Here is a 21247-nt window from a genome sequence, read left to right on the forward strand (position 1 = left end):
ACATCCTCATGGACCGCCTCGCGGGAGACGAGGCCGCACCGTTCTGAACGATCCAGACCCCCCGGTATTGCCGGATCAGCCGCGTCCGTTGACCCCTGGACGGGTCACGTCGCCCGCGAAACAAAGGTATATCGGTCCGGGCGGCAACGCCAGCGGAATCCGGGAAAGCCCGTCCACCAAACGCTACCCCTTCCGCCCCTTGCGCCCCGTGATGCCCGCCCGCGACTTGGCCATGCCCGGCTTGGGCCTGGGAGCGGCGACCTCGTCGAAAGTGACCTTGTTCCGGGTCGAAAGCAGCGGCATGGCCTTCAGGTCGCGGATGCGGTCGCGCAGATGGGCGGCCTTCTCGAACTCCAGCCGCTCCGCCGCGGCGAGCATCTCCTTCTCCAGTTCGACGATGAGCTCCTCCCGGTCGTACTCCTGAGCTGGCCTGGAGACGGGGGCGACGGCGGCACGGGCTGTCTTGCGAGCAGCCAGCTCCTGTTCGATGCCCCTTCGGATGGCTTTCTGAATGGTGTCAGGCGTGATGCCGTGCTGCTCGTTGTAGGCCTGCTGAATGGCGCGGCGTCGCGTGACCTCGTCGATGGCCGCCTGCATCTGCGGGGTGACCGAGTCGGCGTACATCACCACCTCGCTGTTGACGTTGCGGGCGGCGCGGCCCATCGTCTGAATGAGCGAGGTTTCACTGCGCAGGAAGCCGGTCTTGTCGGCGTCGAGGATGGCGACGAGCGCCACTTCCGGCAGGTCGAGCCCTTCGCGCAGCAGGTTCACGCCCACGAGGATGTCGAACTGCCCCTCCCGCAGCTCGCGCAGGATTTCCAGACGCTCCAGCGTGTCGATGTCGCTGTGCAGGTAGCGGACGCGGAGTTTCCGATCGTGCAGGTACCCGGTGAGATCCTCGCAGAGCCGCTTGGTGAGCGCGGTGACGAGCACGCGCTCGCCCCGTGCGGCGCGGTGCTGGCATCGCTCGATCAGGTCCGGGATCTGCCCCCGCGCGGGCAGCACCGTGACGGGCGGGTCAAGCAGGCCGGTGGGTCGGATGATCTGCTCCACCACCAGCCCCTCGCTGCGCGCCAGTTCGTACTCGCCGGGCGTGGCGCTCACGAAGATGACCTGGGGCACGAGCTCCTCGAATTCCTCGAAGCGGAGCGGTCGGTTCTCCAGCGCGCTGGGCAGGCGGAAGCCGTGATCCACCAGCACCTGCTTGCGGGCCCGGTCGCCGTTGAACATGGCGCGAACCTGCGGCACGGTGACGTGGGATTCGTCGATGAACATGAGCCAGTCGTCCGGCCCGCGGCCGGGCACATGGCGGAAGTAATCCAGCAGCGTGTAGGGCCGGGCGCCGCGCGGGCGGCCGTCGAGGTGGGCGGCGTAGTTCTCGATGCCCGAGCAGTAGCCGACTTCCTCCATCATCTCCAGGTCGTATCGCGTGCGGGAAAGCAGCCGCTGCGCCTCGAGCAGCTTGCCCTCGCCGCGCAGCTGCAGCACGCGGGCGTCGAGCTCGGCCCGGATGTTGTTCAACGCGGTCTGAAGCTCGTTCTCCGGCATCACGTAGTGAACGGCGGGGAAGATGAAGACCTGGGTTTCTTCAGCCAGCACCTCGCCGGTGGTGGGGTTGATGAGCTCCAGCCGCTCGATCTCATCGCCGAACGTCTCGACGCGCACGGCGAACTGCTCGTAGGCGGGATACACCTCGATCACGTCGCCCTTGACGCGGAAGGTGCCGCGCTCCAGCGCCGCGTCGTTGCGAGAATACTGCATGTCCGACAGACCGAGGAGCACTGTCCGACGGTTGATCGGCTGGCCCTTGATCAGCCCGATGACGCGCTTGCCGTACGCCTCCGGCGAGCCCAGCCCGTAGATGCAGGAGACGGACGCCACGATGATGACATCGTCGCGCGACAGCAGATGGCTGGTGGCGGAAAGACGCAGCCGGTCGAGGTCATCGTTGCGCGAAGCGTCCTTCTCGATGTAGATGTCGCGCTGCGGGATGTACGCTTCCGGCTGGTAGTAGTCGTAGTACGACACGAAGTACGAAACGGCATTGCGCGGGAAGAGTTCGCGCATCTCCTCGTACAACTGAGCGGCCAGCGTCTTGTTGTGCGAGACGATGAGCGTGGGCTTCTTCACCCGCGCGATCACGTTGGCCATGGTGAACGTCTTGCCCGTGCCGGTGGCGCCCAGCAGCGTCATGGCGGAGCGTCCTGACCGCACGCCATCGGTCAGCGCCTCGATGGCCTGCGGCTGGTCGCCGGTGGGTTGGAACGGGCTGACGAGTTCGAAAGCACGGTGCTCGGGCATGGCGGGTGATTATTGCGCCGCCGCGTCGATCCGCGCGAGGGGTCGTCACGCTTCGGGGGTTCGTCGCTTCAGGCGAACGCCCCGTTCATCACGGGCGACCAGCCCGCGAATTTCGAGGATGGTGATCTCCGAGAGCAACGCTGCGGGGGGCATCTGCACCGCGTGGGCGAGAAAGTCCGTGAGCAATGGCGTTTCCGCGTCCTGAAGGGCGGCGACGATGGCCCGTTGGCCGTCCGTCAGGTTGAGTTCGCGCAACGATGGCGCGCCGTTGGGCGGCGCGGCGGCGGCCTCGAAGGCCCCCCGCACCAGGTGTCCGGCCGACTCGAGCTGCGTCAGAACGTCCGCGTGGCTGAGCACCATGCCTGCCCAGCCGTCGCGGATGGCCTCGAGGCATCCCATCGCCGACGGAGAATCAACCCGACCGGGCAGCGCCATCACCTCGCGTCCATGCTCCTCGGCGGCGAGGCGCGCGGTGATGAGCGCCCCGCTGCCGCGACCCGCCTCGATGACCAGCACTCCCAGCGACAACCCGGAGATGATCCTGTTCCGCCGGGGAAAGTGCTCGGAACGCGGCATGACGCCCATGGGGTACTCGCTGACGACCGCGCCGCGCTCGACGATGTGCATGAAAAGGTCGGCATGCTCCGGCGGATAGTCGTGGGCGAGTCCGCAGCCGCACACGGCGATGGTCCGTCCACCGGCGCGCAGCGCCGCCCGATGGGCCTCGGCGTCGATGCCCCTCGCTCCGCCGGAGACGATCGTCAGCCCGCACTGGGCCAGCATGGAGGCGAACCGCGCCGCCTGGTCCCGTCCGTACGCGGAACAGTGTCTCGATCCCACGATGGCCAGTGCGATCGAGTCCTCCGGCGCCAATGTGCCTCGGACCCACAGCGCCACGGGAGGGTCGGCGATCGACTCCAGCAGCGGCGGATAGTCAGAATCCCCCCGCAGAATGATGCCCACGCCGCGCGCCGACATGGCGTCTCGTTCAGCATCAGGGGTGGTTCTGGCCAGTTCCTCTTTCAATCGAACCGCGCGGGTGGGGCCGATGCCTTCCACCGCGGCAAGTTCCGTGGCGGATGCGCCGACGATTGCGGCCGCGCCGCCCAGTCGCGCCATCAGCCGTCGATACGTGACCGGACCGATCCCCGAGGTGAGGGCCAGGCGGAGATGGGCATCGTCGATCTGTTCGGGTGTCCGGGGCATGACGATCTGGTGGAAGCATCGCATCCTACCGGATCAGCCCGCGGCGTCCCAGCGTCGTGGCCAACGAGCGGGGGCGAGGTACGGTTGGTTCGTGGGGACGCCCGCGCTCAGGCGGGCTCGGGACCGAGGCGCTCGACCGCAGATGCCGGCGCGGGGTTCGTACGCATCGTGTCAGGATGATGCTCAAGGGCCTGATCAGGCGCCTCGATGCGAACGCTCTCGGAGCGTGCCTGGCCCGAGGGACCAAGCAGGAGTCCGATAAACAAGGCGGCGATGGAGCCCGCCAGAACCCAGTGTCGATGCTCGCCGGTCACCAGTTCGACGAGATCGGACTGAACAGGGTCATGGGGTCGGAACTCGACAGGTGGAACGGTGGCCTCGATCCACTCCGTCACCGGAGCAGCGGCGGAGCCGGCCGCCAGAATGGGCACGTCGCCCGCTGGCGCCAGGTTGAGCTGGGCGGCGGCCAGGCGGCGAAGCAGCACCGGATCGCCCTGCTCCAGTCGCTCGATGAACTCGGCGTAGGCCCGCAGTCGCTCCACGCCCACGCGTTCATGCTCCCGGAGCAGGCCCAGTTGATCCCGCATCTCAGCCAGTTGCCGCTGAGGCGGGATGAGAACGGCCGCGCAGACCATCACCAACCCGGCGGCGATGAACAGCCAGCCGGGGTCCAGCCGCACCAGTGGACGGGTGACGCGCATGGCGTCATTGATCGACCATATGGGACGGTTGGATTGAACGACTCGAACCGGGATTCTCGGTCCCATCGACACGGGCCGCGCCCGTCGCCCGCGTCGGCGCTCCTGACGGCGGAGATGGGTGTTGCGGACCGCGACGTGGGCCGATCATGCTGCATGATGGCCGATGAACGCACCGATCCCGCCCTTCTGAGACTCGCCGCCCAGGGAGTCAATCAGCGTCAGACGGGTCGTCTGCCGCAGGAGTCGCTGGCGTGTTCGCTCGGCCCGGTGCTGGACTTTTCCGCCGGGGGAATGCGCGTGAAGACCCGGCGCGTTCCGAAAGGCCGGTTCGAGGTGGAGCTGTTCGGGTTGGGCGGGCGCATCACCGTGCCTGCCGAAGTGATCTGGACGAAGCGATGCGGGCTGTTTTCGCGGATTGTGGGCGTCCGCTTCGTCAACCTGGATCAGGGCATGCTGGCGACGCTGAAGCGGATGTCCTCGGAGAACCGATCCCGGCGTCTGCTGGCGTCCGAGGTCAAGAAGGCCGCCTGATCCCCGATTCCGTACCTGCGAAGTCAATCATTCTCGATCAACCGGACGTCTGGCCGCTCGCACCTCCGAGGTGGCGGCCGCAGATGGCCAGCAGTTCGTCAACCCTGGCCTTGAGTGGTTCGATGGATTCGACCTTGGGGGCGGCCTGGGCGATGCCCTGGGCGGCCTCTCCCACGTCGTCCATGCCGTATCCGACGGCGCGGGTGCGCACCGCGTCGCACAGGATTCGAACCGACTCGCGCCATCCTTCATCATCCAGGGCCTGCTTGAGCGAGTCGACCTGGGCGCGGATCTCACCGACGAACTCGTCCGTCAGGTCGTCCGCTTCCGGGCAGTAATCACGGATGCGGATGGGGGACTCGAATCGCACGCCCACTTCATGGACGCCCTGTCGCAGGTAGCGGCAGGCGACGACCCGCCCCTCGATGTGACGTGTCTCCCCATTCCGCGCGGTCAGCGCCACGCGGGCGCAGACGCCGGGATGAATGAACGCCCCGTGCAGCAGCGAAATGCCCATGACGCTCAGATTGCGCGTCTCCATCAGGAAGATGCGGGGGCGCACCTCGGCCCGAGGCCAGATTTCGACCCGCCCGCCGGAGCCGGAGCGGAATGACGGCATGGTGCTCGGATCATCCACGTGCCAGAGCAGCACTTCGCAATGACGCTGGCGAAAGCGGAATCGTCTGAACTGCCTGCGCGACACCTTGGGGCGATTGAAGCCATGCTCCAGCTCGCCCAGCAGATGCTCCATCTGGTGGCGGTCGATCCTGAGTGTCTCTCGCGCTTCGTACCTCTGCGTCATGCCTGGGCACCCTTGTGCTGGAATCCCGGTCAATCGTGGACGGATCCCTGGCGTGAGACGCGCCCGCATTCATGTCGGCGACGACACCACGGCTCTCCCCAGGCGTGAGATCGTCACATGGTCACGACGGATTGAGGGTTTCTCCCGATCATCACGCGGAACTGGCGCAAAGATGGAGGCCCGATTCATCAAGCCATGCTGTTATGGGGACTTCCGTTGGCCATGCCTCACCGCCAGGCGCGGCGGCTGGTCAGCTCGGATCAGTCCAGCGGCATCGGTCGACGAGGGCCTTGCACTCACGCTCGACCGGCTCCAGGTTCTCGGACGAGGCCTGGATCACTTTCAGAAGCGACTCGGCGCCCTCGGCGATGGCCTGATACCCATATCCCAGGGCGCGGGTTCGGACCGCTTCGCCGAGCACGCGCAGGGCGGCGATGTTGCCCGCCTCGACTTCGAGAGCCAGCCCCTCGGCGCGGGCCTGGAGTTCGGCCAGGAAATCGCGGGACATGGCGTCGGCTTCGGGACAGTACTCGCGCAGGCGGATGATGGCGTCGAAACGCACCCCCAGTTCATGCACGCCGCCGCGCAGGTAGCGACAGGCGACCACCACGCCGTCCACCGGCCGGCGCTCTCCCTTGCGATCGGTCAGGGTGACGCGGCATCGTGTTCCCGGATGCACGAATACGCCATGCAGCAGTGAGATGCCCTGAATGCTGAGGTTTCTGGACTCCATGACGAATGGACGTCCTCCGCTGGCGGCTGAGCGCCACACGTCCACCTCGCCGTGCGTTCCGGTTCGGAAGTGACGCGCCTCGCCGGCGGTCGAGTGCTGCCACAGCAGCACCTCGCAGTCGCCGCGCCGATAGGGCAGACGAACGGACTGTCGCCTGGATGACGCAACAATCCGGGCATCGCGCCCCAGTTCATGCATCAGCTGATCGACGTCCGACGGTTCGAGACGAAGCGTTCGTTGCGGCAGTGGTTGTGTCATGACATGATGCCCGAAGGGCGTTCATGCCGGTGTTGGGATCGTGCCCCTTGCAGGATCCCGATTACCTCCCCGCAGAGGTCCGGAATGAGTCTCCCATCGCGCCATCGGCGAAATCAGGCGGCATGTTGACGATGCACGCCATCGTGCGTGTACGTCATGATCCGATCGCGTCGCGCAACCCCGCCAGGATGTCATCCGTGTTCTTCTTGGCGTCGCCGAAGAGCATCCGCGTATTCTCCATGTAGAACAGCGGATTATCGACCCCGGCGTAGCCGCTGGCCATGCCGCGTTTCATCACGATGGCGGTCTTGGCCTTCCACACCTCCAGCACGGGCATGCCGGCGATGGGGCTGGCTGGATCGGTCAGTGCGCTGGGATTGACGATGTCGTTGGCTCCGATCACCAGCACCACGTCGGTGTGCGGAAAGTCGTCGTTGATCTCCTCCATCTCATGCACGATGTCGTATGGCACGTTGGCCTCGGCCAGGAGCACGTTCATGTGTCCCGGCAGTCGTCCCGCCACCGGGTGAATGGCGAACAGGACGTCGATTCCCCGGGAGCGCAGGATGGAGGTGATCTCGGCCACCGGGTGCTGGGCGCGGGCGACCGCCATGCCATACCCCGGCACGATGATGACCCGCCTGGCCTGGCGCAGCAGGGCGACCGTGCCGGGTACGTCGATGGCGTGGACTTCACCGACCGGGGCGGCGCCTGCTCCGGCGGCGGGCGCAGCGCCCTCGCCCGCGCCGAATCCGCCCAGAATCACGCTGAGGAACGATCGGTTCATGCCGCGGCACATGATGTAGCTCAGAATCGCGCCGCTGCTGCCCACGAGCGCCCCGGTGATGATGAGCAGGTCGTTGGAAAGCATGAACCCCGCCGCCGCCGCCGCCCAGCCGGAATAGCTGTTGAGCATGGACACGACGACGGGCATGTCGGCCCCGCCGATGGCCATGACCAGGTGGATGCCGATCAGCCCGGTGAGGATGGCGGCCAGAAGCAGGTCGATTGTTCCGCCGCCCTCGCCGGCCGAGACGAACCGCACGCCCAGCCAGACGGTGACGGCGAGCGCGAGCAGGTTCAGCCCGTGTCGCGCGGGCAGCAGAAGCGGCTTGCCCGAGATGAACCCCTGGAGCTTGCCGAACGCCACCACGCTGCCGGTGAACGTGATCGAGCCGATGCACACGCCCACGTAGACCTCGATGGCGTGGATGACGTGCGCCGCGGAACTGGCGGTCAGCTCCGCACCGCTTCCTGGCGGAGCCCCGGCGGTCAGGTGGCTGGCGAAGCCCACCAGCACGGCGGCCAACCCCACGAAGCTGTGGAGAATCGCCACCAGCTGGGGCATGGAGGTCATCTGCACGCGCGAGGCGAGGAACGCGCCGATCAGCGCCGCGGGAAGAATCGACGCCGCCAGGATCGCGTACCCGCCGCCGGAGACGCCGGGACCGAGGATGGTCGCCGCCAGCGCGATGGCCATGCCCAGCATTCCGAACAGGTTGCCGCGACGCGCCGTTTCCGGGTGCGACAACCCGCCCAGCGAGAGGATGAAGAGCACGCCGGCGGTCAGGTAGGCGCTGGTGACCAGTTCGTGGGAGAGCAACCGTCACCTCCGGAACATGGCGAGCATCCTCGACGTGACGAGGAAGCCGCCGGCGATGTTGATGGCCGCGATGAAGACGGCGACCGCCCCGAGCACCGTGGGGGCCGAGAGCGGCGCGCCCGACACCTGCAGCATGCCGCCGATCAGGATGATGCCGCTGATGGCGTTGGTCACGCTCATCAGCGGGGTGTGCAGCGCGGGGGTGACGTTCCACACCACCTGCCACCCCACGATGCACGCCAGGATGAACACCGTGAAGTGATTGAGAAACGAGGAGTCGCCCACCAGACCCGCGGCGATCAGCCCGAGGCCGGCGAGCAGCGTCCACGCCAGTCCGCCCGATCTCCTGGTCGTGGCGGCAGCACCCCGGGCGGCGAGTTCCTTCGGCTTGACGTCCACCGATGGCGGGCGTTCATGCACCACCGGCTGCTCGGCCGGCTTGGGCTTCGGGGGCGGCCAGGTGAGCCGGCCCTGATGAAGCACCGTGGCGCCGCGGACGACCTCGTCCTCCAGGTCGATGTGGAAGTTCGTGCCGCCGCCCATCTCCTCGAGCAGGTTCACCAGGGTGGTGCCATACAACTGGCTGGCGGTGCTGGCCATGCGGCTGGGCAGGTCGGTGTAGCCGATGATGGTCACCCCGGAGTGGACGGTTTTCTCGCCCGGCGTGGTCAGGGCGCAGTTGCCGCCCTGCTCCGCCGCCAGGTCGACGATGACCGAGCCCTCCTTCATGCTCTCCACCATGCCGGCGGTGATGAGCTTGGGGGCCTCTTTTCCGGGAATCAGGGCGGTGGTGATGATGATGTCCACGTCCATCGCCTGCTGGGCGAAAAGGGCCATTTCGGCCTCGATGAAAGCGTCGCTCATGACCTTGGCGTAGCCGCCTTCGCCGGAGCCCTCCTCCTCGAACTGAAGTTCGAGAAACTCCGCGCCCATGCTCTGAATCTGCTCCTTCACCTCGCGTCGCACGTCGAAGGCCCGCACCACCGCGCCCAGCCCGCGGGCCGCGCCGATGGCCGCCAGACCCGCCACGCCCGCCCCGATCACCAGCACCTTGGCTGGGTTGATCCTGCCCGCGGCGGTGATCTGCCCGGCGAAGAAGCTGGGGAACGCGTTGGCCGCCTCGATGACCGCCCTGTACCCCGCCAGGTTGGCCATGGCCGAGAGGGCGTCCATCTTCTGCGCCCGCGTGATGCGGGGCACGCAGTCCATCGCCAGCGCGGTGACCTTTCGCGACCCCAGCAGGGCCAGCAGGGGTTTGTTCTGAGCCGGCCAGAGGAAGCAGATGAGAATGCCTCCCTCGCGGATCAGGTCCGCCTCGAACATGCCCGTGGCGGGGTTGGCTTCCGGAGCGCGGACCTTCAGGATGATGTCCGGCTCTCCCCACACCTTCCGCGGGTCGGACTCGATGGTCGCGCCCGCCTCGGCGTAGGCGGCGTCGGAAAAATCGGCGGCCTTGCCGGCGCCCTGCTCCACCACCACCTCGAAACCCATCTTGACCAGGCGCACCACGGTCTGGGGCGTGGCGGCGGCGCGACGTTCGCCAGGCGCGACTTCTTTCGGGATGCCGATCTTCATCAACGGTGATCCGGGTGCGATTCCAAGACCTGCGGGACGGTGTGCCGGAGTCGTGGGAAAGGACTATCGTGCCCCGGTCGCGGCCGGAATCAACCTTCGGCGATTCCCTGATTCGACTGTACGTTTTGGCCTGTCGGGACGTGTCGCCTGTCACAGGCGCCGGATTCCTGGGTCACGGATGGCCCGCGGCGGTTATAGTGGAGGCGCCTCCGGACTTCCGGTTGCGAGGAGTCGCCGCATGGTGAGTTTCACGTGGTTCGTGACGGGCATGGTCGCGGCTGCCGCCGGATCGGGGTCGCCTGACAAGGTGGACTTCGTCACCCAGATCAGGCCCATCTTCGAGTCGCGCTGCATCGAGTGCCACGGCGAGCGGGTCAAGAAGGGCGGTCTGCGGCTGGATCGACGAAGTCAGGTGTTCCACGCAGGCGGGCCTGACAAGTGGGCCATCAGGCCGGGTGATCCCGCCGGCAGCGCGGTGTTCGAGCGCATCTCGCTGCCCGCCGACGACCTGGACATCATGCCCGCCGAGGGCGACCCGCTGACTCCCGCGCAGATCGACCTGATCCGCCGCTGGATCGAAGAAGGGGCCGAATGGCCCGAGGACGCTCCTGAGCAGGGCAAGGAGGACGCCCGCGTGGTCATTCCGCCTCTCACGACGGCGGAGCAGGCCGCCGAAGCCGCGGCGATCGAACGCCTGCGCCAGCGCGGCGTGCTGGCGCAGCGCATCGCCAGCGACACCAGTGCGTTGTACGTCAATTTCTCCCTGTTGGGGAAGGAACTGACCGGCGATGACCTGACGCTGCTCGCCGGGCTGGAGCCGACGCTGGCGTGGCTCAATCTGGGGCGCACGCCCGTCAAGGATGAGTGGCTTTCGCACCTGCCGCGCTTCAGGCAGTTGCGACGCATTCACCTGCAGCAGAGCGGTGTGACGGATGAAGGGCTCAGGCACCTGGCGCCGCTGGAGGAACTGCGATACCTCAACCTCTACGGTACGAATGTGACGGACGCCGGGCTGGCCCACCTGCGGAAACTCGCCAAACTCCGCAACCTGTATCTGTGGCGGACGGGCGTGACGGAGGAAGGCGTGTCGGCGCTGCAAGCCGTGCTGCCCGAACTGCGCATCGACACGGGAAGGGGCACGCTGGTGACGCCGGTGGAAACCGCGGCGGAATCGGCTCAGCGCGAACTCACCTGCTGTGAGAAAGCCAAGGCCGCGGGCAAGGAGTGTGACCACCCCTGCTGCATCGAGGCGGCGAAGAAGGGTGAGGTGTGCCTGAAGTGCAACCCCAAGGGAGCGCCAGGGCCGTGACGGGGCGGGCGCGGGCGAGCGTGGTGGCTGCTCTCGTCGTCACGGTGGGCGCAACCGTGGGTGAAAGCCGCGTTTCGCCCGATCCGATCGTGATCGACTTCACCCGCGACATCCGCCCGATCCTCTCGAACAACTGCTTCAAATGTCACGGGCCGGATGAGGCCACGCGCCAGGCGGGTTTGCGGCTTGATACGCGCGATGGCGCCGTGGCGGCGCTGCGCTCGGGAGCGTTCGCCGTGACTCCCGGCGACCCTGCGTCCAGTGAGCTGCTCGCGCGCGTCCTGCACGTCGATGACGGGAGACGGATGCCGCCGCCCGAGACGGGACGCGCGCTGAGCGGGGGCGAGATCGACCTGCTCCGCCGGTGGATCGAGCAGGGGGCCGAGTACCAGCCGCACTGGGCGTTCGTGCCGCCCGTGCGGGCTGAGCCGCCCGCGGTGCGGCAGCATGACTGGCCGACCAACTTCATCGATCACTTCGTTCTGTCCCGGCTGGAGCGGGAGGGGCTGGCGCCGTCACCGCCGTCGGATCGGGCCACGCTTCTTCGACGACTTTCGCTGGACCTGATCGGGCTGCCGCCCACGCCGGAGGAGGTCGCCGCGTTCGAGCGGGATGAACGCCCGGATGCCTACGAGCGCGTGGTGGATCGGCTGCTCGCTTCTCCTCACTACGGCGAGCGCTGGGCCCGCGTATGGCTCGACCAGGCCCGCTACGCCGACACCAAGGGGTACGAGGCGGATCGGCGGCGCACCATCTGGCCCTGGCGCGACTGGGTGATCGACGCCCTCAACGCCGACATGCCATTCGACCAGTTCACGCTGGAGCAGCTCGCCGGCGATCTGCTGCCCGATCCATCGCCATCACAACTGGTGGCGACGGCCTTTCATCGAAACACCATGAACAACGACGAGGGCGGTACGGATGACGAGGAGTTCCGCGTCGCCGCCGTGGTGGACCGCGTCAATACGACCATGCAGACGTGGATGGGTCTCACGATGGGCTGCGCTCAGTGCCACACCCACAAGTACGACCCGATCACGCAGCGCGAGTACTACCAGTTCTACGCGGCGTTCAACCAGACGACGGACGCCGATCAGCCCGACGAGTCGCCCACGATGGCGGTCATCACGCGCGACCTGGCGCGGCGGCTCGGCGCGATCGACGCGGAGCTGGCTGAAGCAAGATCGCAGCTCGAAGCGGAGACGCCGGAGATTCGCGCGGAGCGTGAGCGGTGGATCGCCGCCCATGCCGGACGCGCCGTGGAATGGGTGACCCTGACGCCCGAGTGGATCATGTCCACGCACGGGGCGGAGTTGACGAAACTGGACGACGGATCAGTGCTTGTTCACGGCGCGTCCGTGCCGTCGGATGAGTACGTCATCTCCACGTCCACGTCGCTGCGCGGCATGACGGCGCTGCGGCTGGAAGTGCTGCCGGATGACCGGCTGCCGGGCCCCGGCCCGGGCCGCACCGCACATGGCAACTTCGTTCTGACGGAACTGCTTGCTTCGGCGTGGCCGAGCGGCGCGACGCACCGCGCGCCCAGGGCCCGATTCGTGCGCATCGACCTGCCGGGCTCGGGGCGCATCCTTTCGCTGGCGGAGGTGCAGGTCTTCAGCGGGCTGGACAACATCGCACCGAGCGGCAGGGCGGATCAGTCCAGCGTGGACTTCGAGGGTGACCCGTCGCGCGCCATCGACGGCGTCGTGAGCGGGCGGTACGAAGACAACTCCGTCACCCACACGCGGACCGAAACCGACCCGTGGTGGTCGCTCGACCTGGGCGAAGCGCGGCGGATTGAGCATCTCGTGATCTGGAATCGCACCGATGGCGCGCTGCACGAGCGTCTGCGTGGCGCGCACGTGACGCTTCTTGATGACAACGGAGCGGAGGTGTGGCGTGCGGAGATCACCAGGCCGACGCGCGAGCGCCTGATTCTTGACACCGCGGGTGACCGACTTCTGCGATTCTCGGCCGCCCAGGCGACCTTCAGCCAATCAGAATGGGGTGTCGAGCGCGCCATCGACGGCGACCTGCGCCCGGGCAACGCGAGCCGCGGCTGGGCCGTGGGGCCTCGCTTCGGGGCGCCGCATCATGCGGTGTTCACCCTGGCGGACGATCTGGGCTTCGAGCCGGGCGTGCATCTGTCGTTCCGCCTTGTGCAGCGGTACGGCACGCAGCACACCATCGGGCGGTTCCGGCTCTCCGCCACGTCAGCGCCGCGCGAGATGCTGTCGCTGCCGCCCGAGGTGGCGTCCGCCCTGCTCGTGTCGGACCTCGATCGCCCGTTGGAGCAGCAGCGTGTTCTGAACGAGTACTTCCGCACCATCTCAACGGAACTGGCGCCGCTGCGCGAGCGCGTGGCCCGGCTCGAGCGGGAGCGCGAGCAACTGGCGCGCTCCGCCCCGGTCATCCCCGTCATGCGTGAACTTGAGCCGGAGCGGCGGCGCGTCACCCACATTCAACGGCGCGGCAACCACCGCGACCCCGGCGAAGTCGTCGAGCCGGACGTGCCCGCCGCGTTCCACCCCTGGCCGGAGGGTGCGCCGCGCGATCGACGGGGCATCGCCGCCTGGCTTACCAGTCGGGAGAATCCACTGACCGCGCGCGTCGCCGTCAACCGTTCCTGGGAGCAGTTGTTCGGGATGGGGCTTGTCGAGACGGTCGAGGATTTCGGCGTGCAGGGCGCGCTGCCGACCCACCCCGAGCTGCTCGATGCGCTGGCGGTCGAGTTCATGAACACCGGCTGGTCGATGAAGCAGCTGTGCCGGCTGATCGTCACCTCGGCGACCTATCGGCAATCGTCCGCCATCACGTCCGGGCATCTCACGGTCGATCCACAGAATCGACTGTTGTCGCGCGGCCCCAGGTTCCGTCTCGAGGCGGAGATGATCCGCGATCAGGCCCTGGCGGTGAGCGGATTGCTCAATGCCTCGATCGGCGGTCCGCCGGTGTTCCCCCCCCAGCCGGAGGGCGTGTGGTCGATTGTCTACAGCGACGATCGGTGGGTGACGACCGATGCCGATCGGCATCGGCGCGGGCTGTACACATTCTGGAGGCGGACAAGCCCGTATCCGTCGATGATGACGTTCGACGCAGGCAGCCGGGAATCGTGCCTGCCGCGCCGGCTGCGCACGAATACGCCCCTGCAGGCGTTTGTCACGCTCAACGATCCCGTGTATGTGGAGGCGGCTCAGGCGCTGGCGCGGCGCATGATGCGCGAGGGCGGGGCTGACGGGTCTGATCGTGTACGCCGCGGCATGCAACTCTGTCTCCTGCGTGATCCCACCGGGCAGGAGACGACGACCTTGCTGCGGCTGTACGAGGAAGCGCGGGCCGACCTGGCTGGTCGCCCCGAGGATGCGGATCGACTGGCGGGAGCGCTGCCTCGCGATGGACTGGATGTCATCGACCTTGCCGCGTGGACGACGGTGGCCAACGTGCTGCTCAACCTGGATGAGTTCCTGACCAAGAACTGAGAATCATGCCCGCGAACCCACGACACGACCTGATGCTTGACCCCCGGCTGGAGCATTACCGTCTCCTCACGCGCCGGCACTTCCTGGGTCGCTGTTCACTGGGCGTTGGCGGTCTCGCACTGGCCTCACTGCTGGGGGAGGCGCTGGGCGGCTCGGCCTCCGCGAACGCGCTGGCGGGCGATGGTCCGCTCGATCCGAAGTCGCCGCTCTTTGTTCCGCGTGCCCGGCGCGTGATCTACATGCACATGGCCGGATCGCCTCCCCAGCAGGACTTGTTCGACTTCAAGCCCCGGCTGACGGAACTGAACGGCCAGCCCTGCCCCGCCTCGCTGCTGGAGACGGAGCGGTTCGCCTTCATCAAGGGCCACCCGAAGATTCTCGCCTCGCCTTACAAGTTTCAGCGGCACGGTTCAAGCGGTGCGTGGGTGAGCGAACTGCTGCCGCACTTCTCGCAGGTGGTGGATGACGTCCTGTTCATCCGGTCAATGCACACCAGCGAGTTCAACCACGCCCCGGCGCAGTTGTTCCTGTACTCCGGCGCGCCGCGTCCCGGGCGTCCTTCGATGGGATCGTGGGCGGTGTACGGGCTGGGCACGGAGAACCAGAACCTGCCTGGATTCGTCGTGCTGGTGTCGGGCGGCAACAACCCGGATGCGGGCAAGAGCGTGTGGGGCAGCGGATTTCTTCCGAGCGTGTATCAGGGCGTGCAGTGCCGATCCAGCGGCGACCCGGTCCTCTATGTGTCCGACCCGCCCGGCATGTCGCGCGACCTGCGCCGGCGGGGGCTGGACGCCCTGCGCGAGATGAACGAGCTGGAGCACATCCGCAGCGGCGATCCCGAGACGCTCACCCGCATCGAGCAGTACGAACTGGCCTTCCGCATGCAGATGGCGGTGCCGGAGGTGATGAACATCGCCGACGAACCGAAGCACGTGCTTGATGCCTATGGCGCGCAGCCGGGCGCAAGCGGGGGGGCCTCCTTCGCCAACAACTGTCTGCTGGCTCGGCGTCTCATCGAGCAGGGCGTGCGCTTCGTGCAGCTTTTCGACTGGGGGTGGGACACGCACGGCACGGGGCGGAGCGACGACATCATCCACCAACTGCCCCTCAAGTGCCGGCAGGTGGATCAGCCCATGACCGCGCTGTTGCGCGACCTCAAGCAGCGCGGGCTGCTGGATGACACGCTCGTCGTCTGGAGCGGGGAGTTCGGACGCACCGCCATGAACGAGGAGCGCAACGGCTCCACGTTCCTCGGGCGGGATCACCATCCGCACTGCTTCACCATCTGGATGGCGGGGGGCGGCGTTCGGGCCGGGCATGTCCACGGCGAGACTGATGAGTTCGGCTACCGCATCGTCAAGGCGCCGGTCCACGTGCATGACCTGCAGGCCACCATCCTGCACCTGCTGGGGCTGGACCACGAACGGCTGGTCTACCGATATCAGGGGCGGGACTTCCGCCTGACGGACGTGCATGGCCGGGTCGTTCACGACCTGCTGGCGTGAATCGGAAGGATTTGTCCATCCGGCGCTTGCGGGGATTCGTTAGAATGCGGTGCTTGGAGGTTCTTTCGTGGGCACGCCCCGTCGCGCGATGACATCGTTCGGGCTGACGGCCCTGGCGCTCAGCGCCGGAGCGATCGGCCTGTCATCATTCGGTTCCGCGGCGCTCAGCACCCGGTACGCGGCGCCAGGCGCGTCGTTCCCGGCGCCCTCGAACGAGGGCGCTCGCGGTTCCGAGATCCCCTCCTACAACCGCCAAGTCCGGCCGATCCTGTCGGACAAGTGCTTCAAGTGCCACGGGCCGGATTCGGCCGCCCGTCAGGGGGGGTTGCGGTTGGATTCCTTCGACGGCGCCACGGCGCTGCGCGAGGGTTGGGCAGCGATCATGCCCGGCGACCCGGACGCGAGCGAACTGATCCGCCGCGTCTCCTCAGCCGACCCCGATGAGGTGATGCCCCCGCCATCGGAGCACAAGTCGTTGACGGCGGCGGAAGTAGACATCCTGCGCCGCTGGATCGCCGCCGGGGCGTCATACGAGCCGCACTGGTCGTTCATACCGCCGATCCGTCCCGCTTCTCCGGCGGTGCGTCACGCCGGCTGGGTCCGCAACCCGGTCGATCAGTTCATCCTTGCGCGCCTGGAGCGCGAGGGGCTCTCGCCGTCGCCCGAAGCGGATCGTCGCACGCTCATCCGGCGGCTGTCGCTCGACCTGACGGGCCTGCCTCCGACAGTTGAGGAGATCGAGGCGTATCTCGCCGACACACAGCCGGGCGCGGATGAGCGGCTGATCGACCGCCTGCTCGCCTCCACGCGCCATGCCGAACACATGGCCCGCATCTGGCTTGATGCCGCGCGCTTCGGCGACACGCACGGTCTGCACCTGGACAACTATCGCTCGATGTGGCGCTGGCGTGACTGGGTCATCGACGCGTACCGGCGCAACATGCCATTCAACCAGTTCACCATCGAGCAGCTGGCGGGCGACCTGCTGCCGGAGCCGACGCTGGAGCAGCGCATCGCCAGCGGCTTCCATCGCAACAACGTCACCACCAGCGAGGGCGGGGCGATCGACGCCGAGTACCTGGTGAAGTACGCCGTCGATCGGGCCGAAACGACAGGCACCGTGTGGCTGGGTCTGACGGTGGGCTGCGCCGCGTGTCACGATCACAAGTTCGACCCGATCACGCAGCGCGAGTTCTACCAGTTCTTCGCGTTCTTCAACAACGTGGCCGAGAACGCGATGGACGGCAACCGCCACGATCCGCCGCCCGTCATGCGGGCGCCGACGGCTGAGCAGGCCCGCGAACTGGACGTGCTGCGAGACGCTGTCCGCGCCATCGAGGAACGCATCGACGCGGCTGACCCCGCGATTGACGCGGCCCAGGAGGCGTGGGAGAGCCGGTGGCGAACCACTCTTGGTTCGACGTGGCAAGTTCTGTCGGACATCTCGGTCGAATCCACGGGCGGAACCGCGTTCACGCGGCTGGAGGATGGCTCATACCTTGCGAGCGGCGTCAATCCCGATCGGGATACCTACGAGATCGTCGCGCGCATTCCTGAAGGGTTGACCCACGCGCTGCGGCTGGAGGCGCTCACGCACGAGTCGCTGCCGCACAACGGCCCGGGTCGGGCGGACAACGCCAATTTCGTGCTCAGCGAAGTCGAAGTGACGGCCGTCAGCACCGCCGATCCGGCACGATCGAAGCCCGTCGAGTTCGTGATGGCGGCGGCCGATCATTCCCAGACGAGCGGCGAGTTCCTCGTCCGCAAGGCGATCGACGGCGTGACGGACGCCGCCAACGGGTGGGCCGTCGAGGGATACGCACGTCGTGAGCCGCGCGTGGCGCTGTTCATTCCGAGCGAGCCAATCGGGTTCGAGAACGGCACGGAGCTGCGCATCCGGCTGCGGCACGAAACGCAGTTCAAGGGGCACGGCATCGGGCGGTTCCGCCTGTCGGTCGCCGCCAGCGACGAGGTGCGAACTGCGCTCGCGCCGTCCGTCGCCGGGCCGTGGCACATGGTCGGGCCGTTCGCCGCGGAGGCGGGAGTTGATCCGTTCCTGGCGGACTTCGCGCCGGAGAAGTCCCCGGGCCAGTTTGACGAGGCGCAGGTGTTTGAGGGCGGCCGGGCATGGCGGCCGAGGCCGGAGTTCATCGACGGCAAGGTTCACATGCTCTCTGGCGAACAGTGCGCCACGTACCTGGCGCGGGAGATTCACTGCGATACGGCGCGGCGGGTAGCGGTCTCACTGGGGAGCGACGACTCGATCCGCGTGTGGGTGAACGGCCGCGCGGCGCATGACCAGCCCGCGAAGCGGCCCGTAGGGCCGGATCAGGATCGCATCACGATCGACCTCTCACCCGGTCGCAATGTCATTCTTCTCAAGGTCGTCAACTATTCGGGCGGCTACGGGTTCTTCTGGTCGCCGGGGGAGCATGATCACGCCCACGCGGTGGCGGCCGTGCTGCGGCTGCTGGAACGCGACCCCGCCACGCTGGCGACGGATGAGCGTGAGTCGATCCGCCGCTTCTTCCGACGCAATCACTCGCCGGCGATCCGTGGGTTGTACGACGACCTGGCGGCCGCCGAGGCGCGTATGGCGTCATATGAGCAGTCGCTGCCCGTTACGCTGGTGATGCAGGAGCAGATGACGCCGCGCCCGACGCACGTGCTGCACCGGGGCGAGTATGACAAGCCGCTGGATCGGGTGATGCCGGGCATCCCCGCCGCCCTGGGGGCGATCGAGTCCGATGGCGCGGCCTCCTCGCGTCTCGACCTGGCCCGTTGGCTGGCGGATCGCAACAACCCGCTCACCGCCCGCGTGGTCGTCAACCGTCTCTGGCAGCAGATGTTCGGCATCGGGCTGGTGAGCACGGCGGAGGACTTCGGTCTTCAGGGCGAGTGGCCCTCGCATCCCGACCTGCTCGACTGGCTGGCGGTGGAGTTCGTCGAAAGCGGTTGGGACGTGCGGCACATGCTGCGCCTGATGGCGTTGTCGGCGACGTATCGGCAGAGTTCGCGTGTCGCGCTCGACCTGCTCGGGCGCGACCCGGCCAACCGGCTGCTGGCGCGAGGCGGACGCTTCCGGCTGGACGCGGAGGTGATCCGTGACCAGGCGCTGTTCATCAGCGGGTTGCTGGTGGAGAAAGTCGGCGGGCCGAGCGTGAAGCCCTATCAGCCCCCCGGCATCTGGGAGGCGGTGTCGTACCCGTCAAGCGACACGGCCCGGTACCGGCGGGACTCGGGCGAGTCGCTCTATCGGCGCAGCATGTACACGTTCTGGAAGCGCACTGCGCCGCCCGCCAACCTGACCACGTTCGACGCCCCCTCGCGCGAAACCTGCACGGTGCAGCGCGTCCGCACCAACACGCCCCTGCAGCAGTTGGTGCTGATGAACGATCCGCAGTTCGTCGAGGCGGCCCGCGGTCTGGCCCAGCGAGCGCTGTTGCGGTCCGGTGCACTGTCCGACGTGGATCGACTGGCATGGGTGTTTGAAGCCGCCACCAGCCGAACACCGGCGACGGATGAACTGGACGTGCTTCTGCGCCTGCTGGCGACTCAGCGGGAGCGTTTCTCCAATGACGCCGACGCCGCGGCTCGATTCATCGGAGTGGGCGAGTCGAAGCCCGACCCGTCACTGGCCCCGGCGGAACTGGCGGCGTGGACCACCGTGACGGGCACGATTCTCATGCTGGATGAAGTGATCACCAGGAACTGACGCATGGACCCGCGACTGGAACAGTGGATGCTCTGCAATCGACGCCAGTTCTTCGGGCGATGCGCCTGCGGCATCGGCACGGCGGCGCTGGCGTCGCTGCTCAACCCGGCGGCGCTCGCGGGAGCCGCGGCGGACGCACAGCGCCGCGGTGGGGGCGGCGCGCTGGGCGCGCCGCACTTCGCGCCCAGGGCCAAGCGCGTGATCTATCTGTTCCAGAACGGCGCGCCATCGCAGCTGGATCTCTTCGACTACAAGCCGGGCATGACGGACTGGTTCGACAAGGATCTGCCTGACTCGGTCGTCAACGGCCAGCGATTCACGACCATGACCTCCGGCCAGGCGCGGTTTCCCGTCGCGCCTTCCATCTTCAGGTTCACCAGGCACGGGCAGAGCGGCGCCTGGGTGAGCGAACTGCTGCCCAACATCGCCCAGATCGTCGATGACGTCACGTTCATCCGAACGGTTCACACCGAGGCCATCAACCACGACCCGGCGGTCACCTACATCCAGACCGGCCACCAGCAGCCGGGCCGCCCCAGCATGGGCGCCTGGCTCAGTTACGGGCTGGGCAGCGAGAACAGGGATCTGCCCGCCTTCGTGGTGCTGATCTCGCAGGGTTCATCCAAGCGCGACGCCCAGGCGCTCTTCTCCCGGCTGTGGGGCACGGGATTCCTGCCCTCGGAGCACCAGGGCGTCTCGCTTCGGTCGCAGGGCGACCCGGTGCTGTATCTCACCGATCCGCCGGGGGTGGACCGTGCGACGCGCCGGCACATGCTCGATGCGCTCGCGGCGCTCAATCGACGCCAGTATCACGAAGTGGGCGACCCGGAGATCAACGCCCGCATCGAGGCGGCGGAAATGGCGTATCGCATGCAAGTGTCGGTGCCCGAACTGACCGACCTGCGCGATGAGCCGGAGGAGACCTTCCGACTCTATGGCGAGGACGCCCGCAAGCCCGGCACCTACGCCGCCAACTGCCTGCTGGCCCGCCGGCTGGCGGAGCGCGATGTGCGCTTCATCCAGCTGTATCACCGGGGGTGGGACCAGCACGGCAATCTGCCCAGCGACATCCGGCTTCAATGCGGCGACGTGGACCGCGCCTCCGCCGCCCTGGTGATGGACCTCAAGAACCGGGGCATGCTGGATGACACGCTGGTCATCTGGGGCGGCGAGTTCGGCCGCACCATCTACTGCCAGGGGACGCTCACCAAGCAGGACTACGGGCGGGACCACCACCCGCGCTGCTTCACGGTGTGGATGGCGGGAGGCGGAGTCAAGCGCGGCTTCACCTACGGCGCCACCGACGACTTCAGCTACAACATCGTCGAGAACCCGGTGCATATCCACGACCTCAACGCGACCATCCTGCATCTGCTGGGCATCGACCACGAGCGACTGACCTATCGTTTTCAGGGGCGCGATTTCCGCCTGACCGACGTGCATGGCCGCGTCGTGCATGACATTCTCGCATGAGACCCGTTCGACTGACGTCAGCCCGAACGTGGGGGATGGCGCTTACGATCGCATGG

The 21247-nt window shown here is 67.4% G+C and carries 13 protein-coding genes; 6 read left to right on the forward strand and 7 right to left on the reverse strand.

The genetic code is table 11. The features are described 5' to 3' along the window. Positions 1-183: 183 nt before the first annotated feature. The 3 genes from uvrB to HRU76_10245 all read right to left on the reverse strand — a co-directional run bounded on the left by uvrB (position 184) and on the right by HRU76_10245 (position 4208). Positions 184-2301: an excinuclease ABC subunit UvrB gene (uvrB, locus tag HRU76_10235; GenBank protein ID QOJ17938.1), complete on the reverse strand. Its 2118-nt coding sequence runs from the start codon at positions 2299-2301 to the stop codon at positions 184-186. Between the two features lie 45 nt (positions 2302-2346). Next, positions 2347-3507 (reverse strand): DNA-protecting protein DprA, encoded by a 1161-nt coding sequence (gene dprA, locus HRU76_10240; protein ID QOJ17939.1) that lies wholly within the window; start codon positions 3505-3507, stop codon positions 2347-2349. A 107-nt stretch (positions 3508-3614) separates the two neighbouring features. After that, complete coding sequence (locus HRU76_10245; GenBank protein QOJ17940.1) at positions 3615-4208, reverse strand: hypothetical protein; 594 nt, start codon at positions 4206-4208, stop codon at positions 3615-3617. A gap of 153 nt (positions 4209-4361) precedes the next feature. Between HRU76_10245 and HRU76_10250 the strand changes: the two genes are divergently transcribed. Further along, positions 4362-4739 (forward strand): PilZ domain-containing protein, encoded by a 378-nt coding sequence (locus tag HRU76_10250; protein ID QOJ17941.1) that lies wholly within the window; start codon positions 4362-4364, stop codon positions 4737-4739. 37 nt (positions 4740-4776) lie between these two features. On the opposite strand, the gene HRU76_10255 is transcribed toward HRU76_10250, so the two are convergent. From HRU76_10255 to HRU76_10270, 4 genes are all read right to left on the reverse strand, one after another. Then, the gene (locus HRU76_10255; GenBank protein ID QOJ17942.1) at positions 4777-5541 is read right to left on the reverse strand and encodes a hypothetical protein; all 765 of its coding nucleotides are present in this window, start codon (positions 5539-5541) and stop codon (positions 4777-4779) included. Positions 5542-5791: 250 nt separating this feature from the next. Then, a complete protein-coding gene (locus tag HRU76_10260; GenBank protein ID QOJ17943.1) occupies positions 5792-6532 on the reverse strand; it encodes a PilZ domain-containing protein in 741 nt (246 codons plus the stop codon). 154 nt (positions 6533-6686) lie between these two features. Then, positions 6687-8135 (reverse strand): NAD(P)(+) transhydrogenase (Re/Si-specific) subunit beta, encoded by a 1449-nt coding sequence (locus HRU76_10265; GenBank protein ID QOJ17944.1) that lies wholly within the window; start codon positions 8133-8135, stop codon positions 6687-6689. Positions 8136-8138: 3 nt separating this feature from the next. Further along, on the reverse strand, positions 8139-9710 hold the full coding sequence (locus HRU76_10270) for a Re/Si-specific NAD(P)(+) transhydrogenase subunit alpha (GenBank protein ID QOJ17945.1): 1572 nt from the start codon (positions 9708-9710) through the stop codon (positions 8139-8141). A gap of 238 nt (positions 9711-9948) precedes the next feature. On the opposite strand from HRU76_10270, the gene HRU76_10275 reads away from it, so the two are divergent. The 5 genes from HRU76_10275 to HRU76_10295 all read left to right on the forward strand — a co-directional run bounded on the left by HRU76_10275 (position 9949) and on the right by HRU76_10295 (position 21191). Continuing rightward, on the forward strand, positions 9949-11019 hold the full coding sequence (locus tag HRU76_10275) for a hypothetical protein (protein QOJ17946.1): 1071 nt from the start codon (positions 9949-9951) through the stop codon (positions 11017-11019). Next, complete coding sequence (locus HRU76_10280; protein QOJ17947.1) at positions 10980-14498, forward strand: DUF1553 domain-containing protein; 3519 nt, start codon at positions 10980-10982, stop codon at positions 14496-14498. The genes HRU76_10275 and HRU76_10280 overlap by 40 nt, the downstream gene beginning before the upstream one ends. Before the next feature lie 32 nt (positions 14499-14530). After that, positions 14531-16003, forward strand: coding sequence for a DUF1501 domain-containing protein (locus HRU76_10285; protein QOJ19167.1), 1473 nt, complete (start codon positions 14531-14533; stop codon positions 16001-16003). A gap of 67 nt (positions 16004-16070) precedes the next feature. Then, the gene (locus tag HRU76_10290; protein QOJ17948.1) at positions 16071-19718 is read left to right on the forward strand and encodes a DUF1553 domain-containing protein; all 3648 of its coding nucleotides are present in this window, start codon (positions 16071-16073) and stop codon (positions 19716-19718) included. Positions 19719-19721: 3 nt separating this feature from the next. Then, on the forward strand, positions 19722-21191 hold the full coding sequence (locus HRU76_10295; protein ID QOJ17949.1) for a DUF1501 domain-containing protein: 1470 nt from the start codon (positions 19722-19724) through the stop codon (positions 21189-21191). Positions 21192-21247: the final 56 nt, after the last annotated feature.

The organism is Phycisphaeraceae bacterium (assembly GCA_015709595.1).
In the GTDB taxonomy this organism is placed as follows: domain Bacteria; phylum Planctomycetota; class Phycisphaerae; order Phycisphaerales; family SM1A02; genus CAADGA01.

Coding starts and splice junctions, on each gene's coding strand:
- HRU76_10275 (QOJ17946.1), top strand. CDS start 9,949: ATGGTGAGTTTCACGTGGTTCGTGACGGGCATGGTCGCGGCTGCCGCC.
- HRU76_10255 (QOJ17942.1), bottom strand. CDS start 5,541: ATGACGCAGAGGTACGAAGCGCGAGAGACACTCAGGATCGACCGCCAC.
- dprA (QOJ17939.1), bottom strand. CDS start 3,507: ATGCCCCGGACACCCGAACAGATCGACGATGCCCATCTCCGCCTGGCC.
- HRU76_10295 (QOJ17949.1), top strand. CDS start 19,722: ATGGACCCGCGACTGGAACAGTGGATGCTCTGCAATCGACGCCAGTTC.
- HRU76_10270 (QOJ17945.1), bottom strand. CDS start 9,710: ATGAAGATCGGCATCCCGAAAGAAGTCGCGCCTGGCGAACGTCGCGCC.
- HRU76_10285 (QOJ19167.1), top strand. CDS start 14,531: ATGCTTGACCCCCGGCTGGAGCATTACCGTCTCCTCACGCGCCGGCAC.
- HRU76_10260 (QOJ17943.1), bottom strand. CDS start 6,532: ATGACACAACCACTGCCGCAACGAACGCTTCGTCTCGAACCGTCGGAC.
- HRU76_10250 (QOJ17941.1), top strand. CDS start 4,362: ATGATGGCCGATGAACGCACCGATCCCGCCCTTCTGAGACTCGCCGCC.
- uvrB (QOJ17938.1), bottom strand. CDS start 2,301: ATGCCCGAGCACCGTGCTTTCGAACTCGTCAGCCCGTTCCAACCCACC.
- HRU76_10245 (QOJ17940.1), bottom strand. CDS start 4,208: ATGCGCGTCACCCGTCCACTGGTGCGGCTGGACCCCGGCTGGCTGTTC.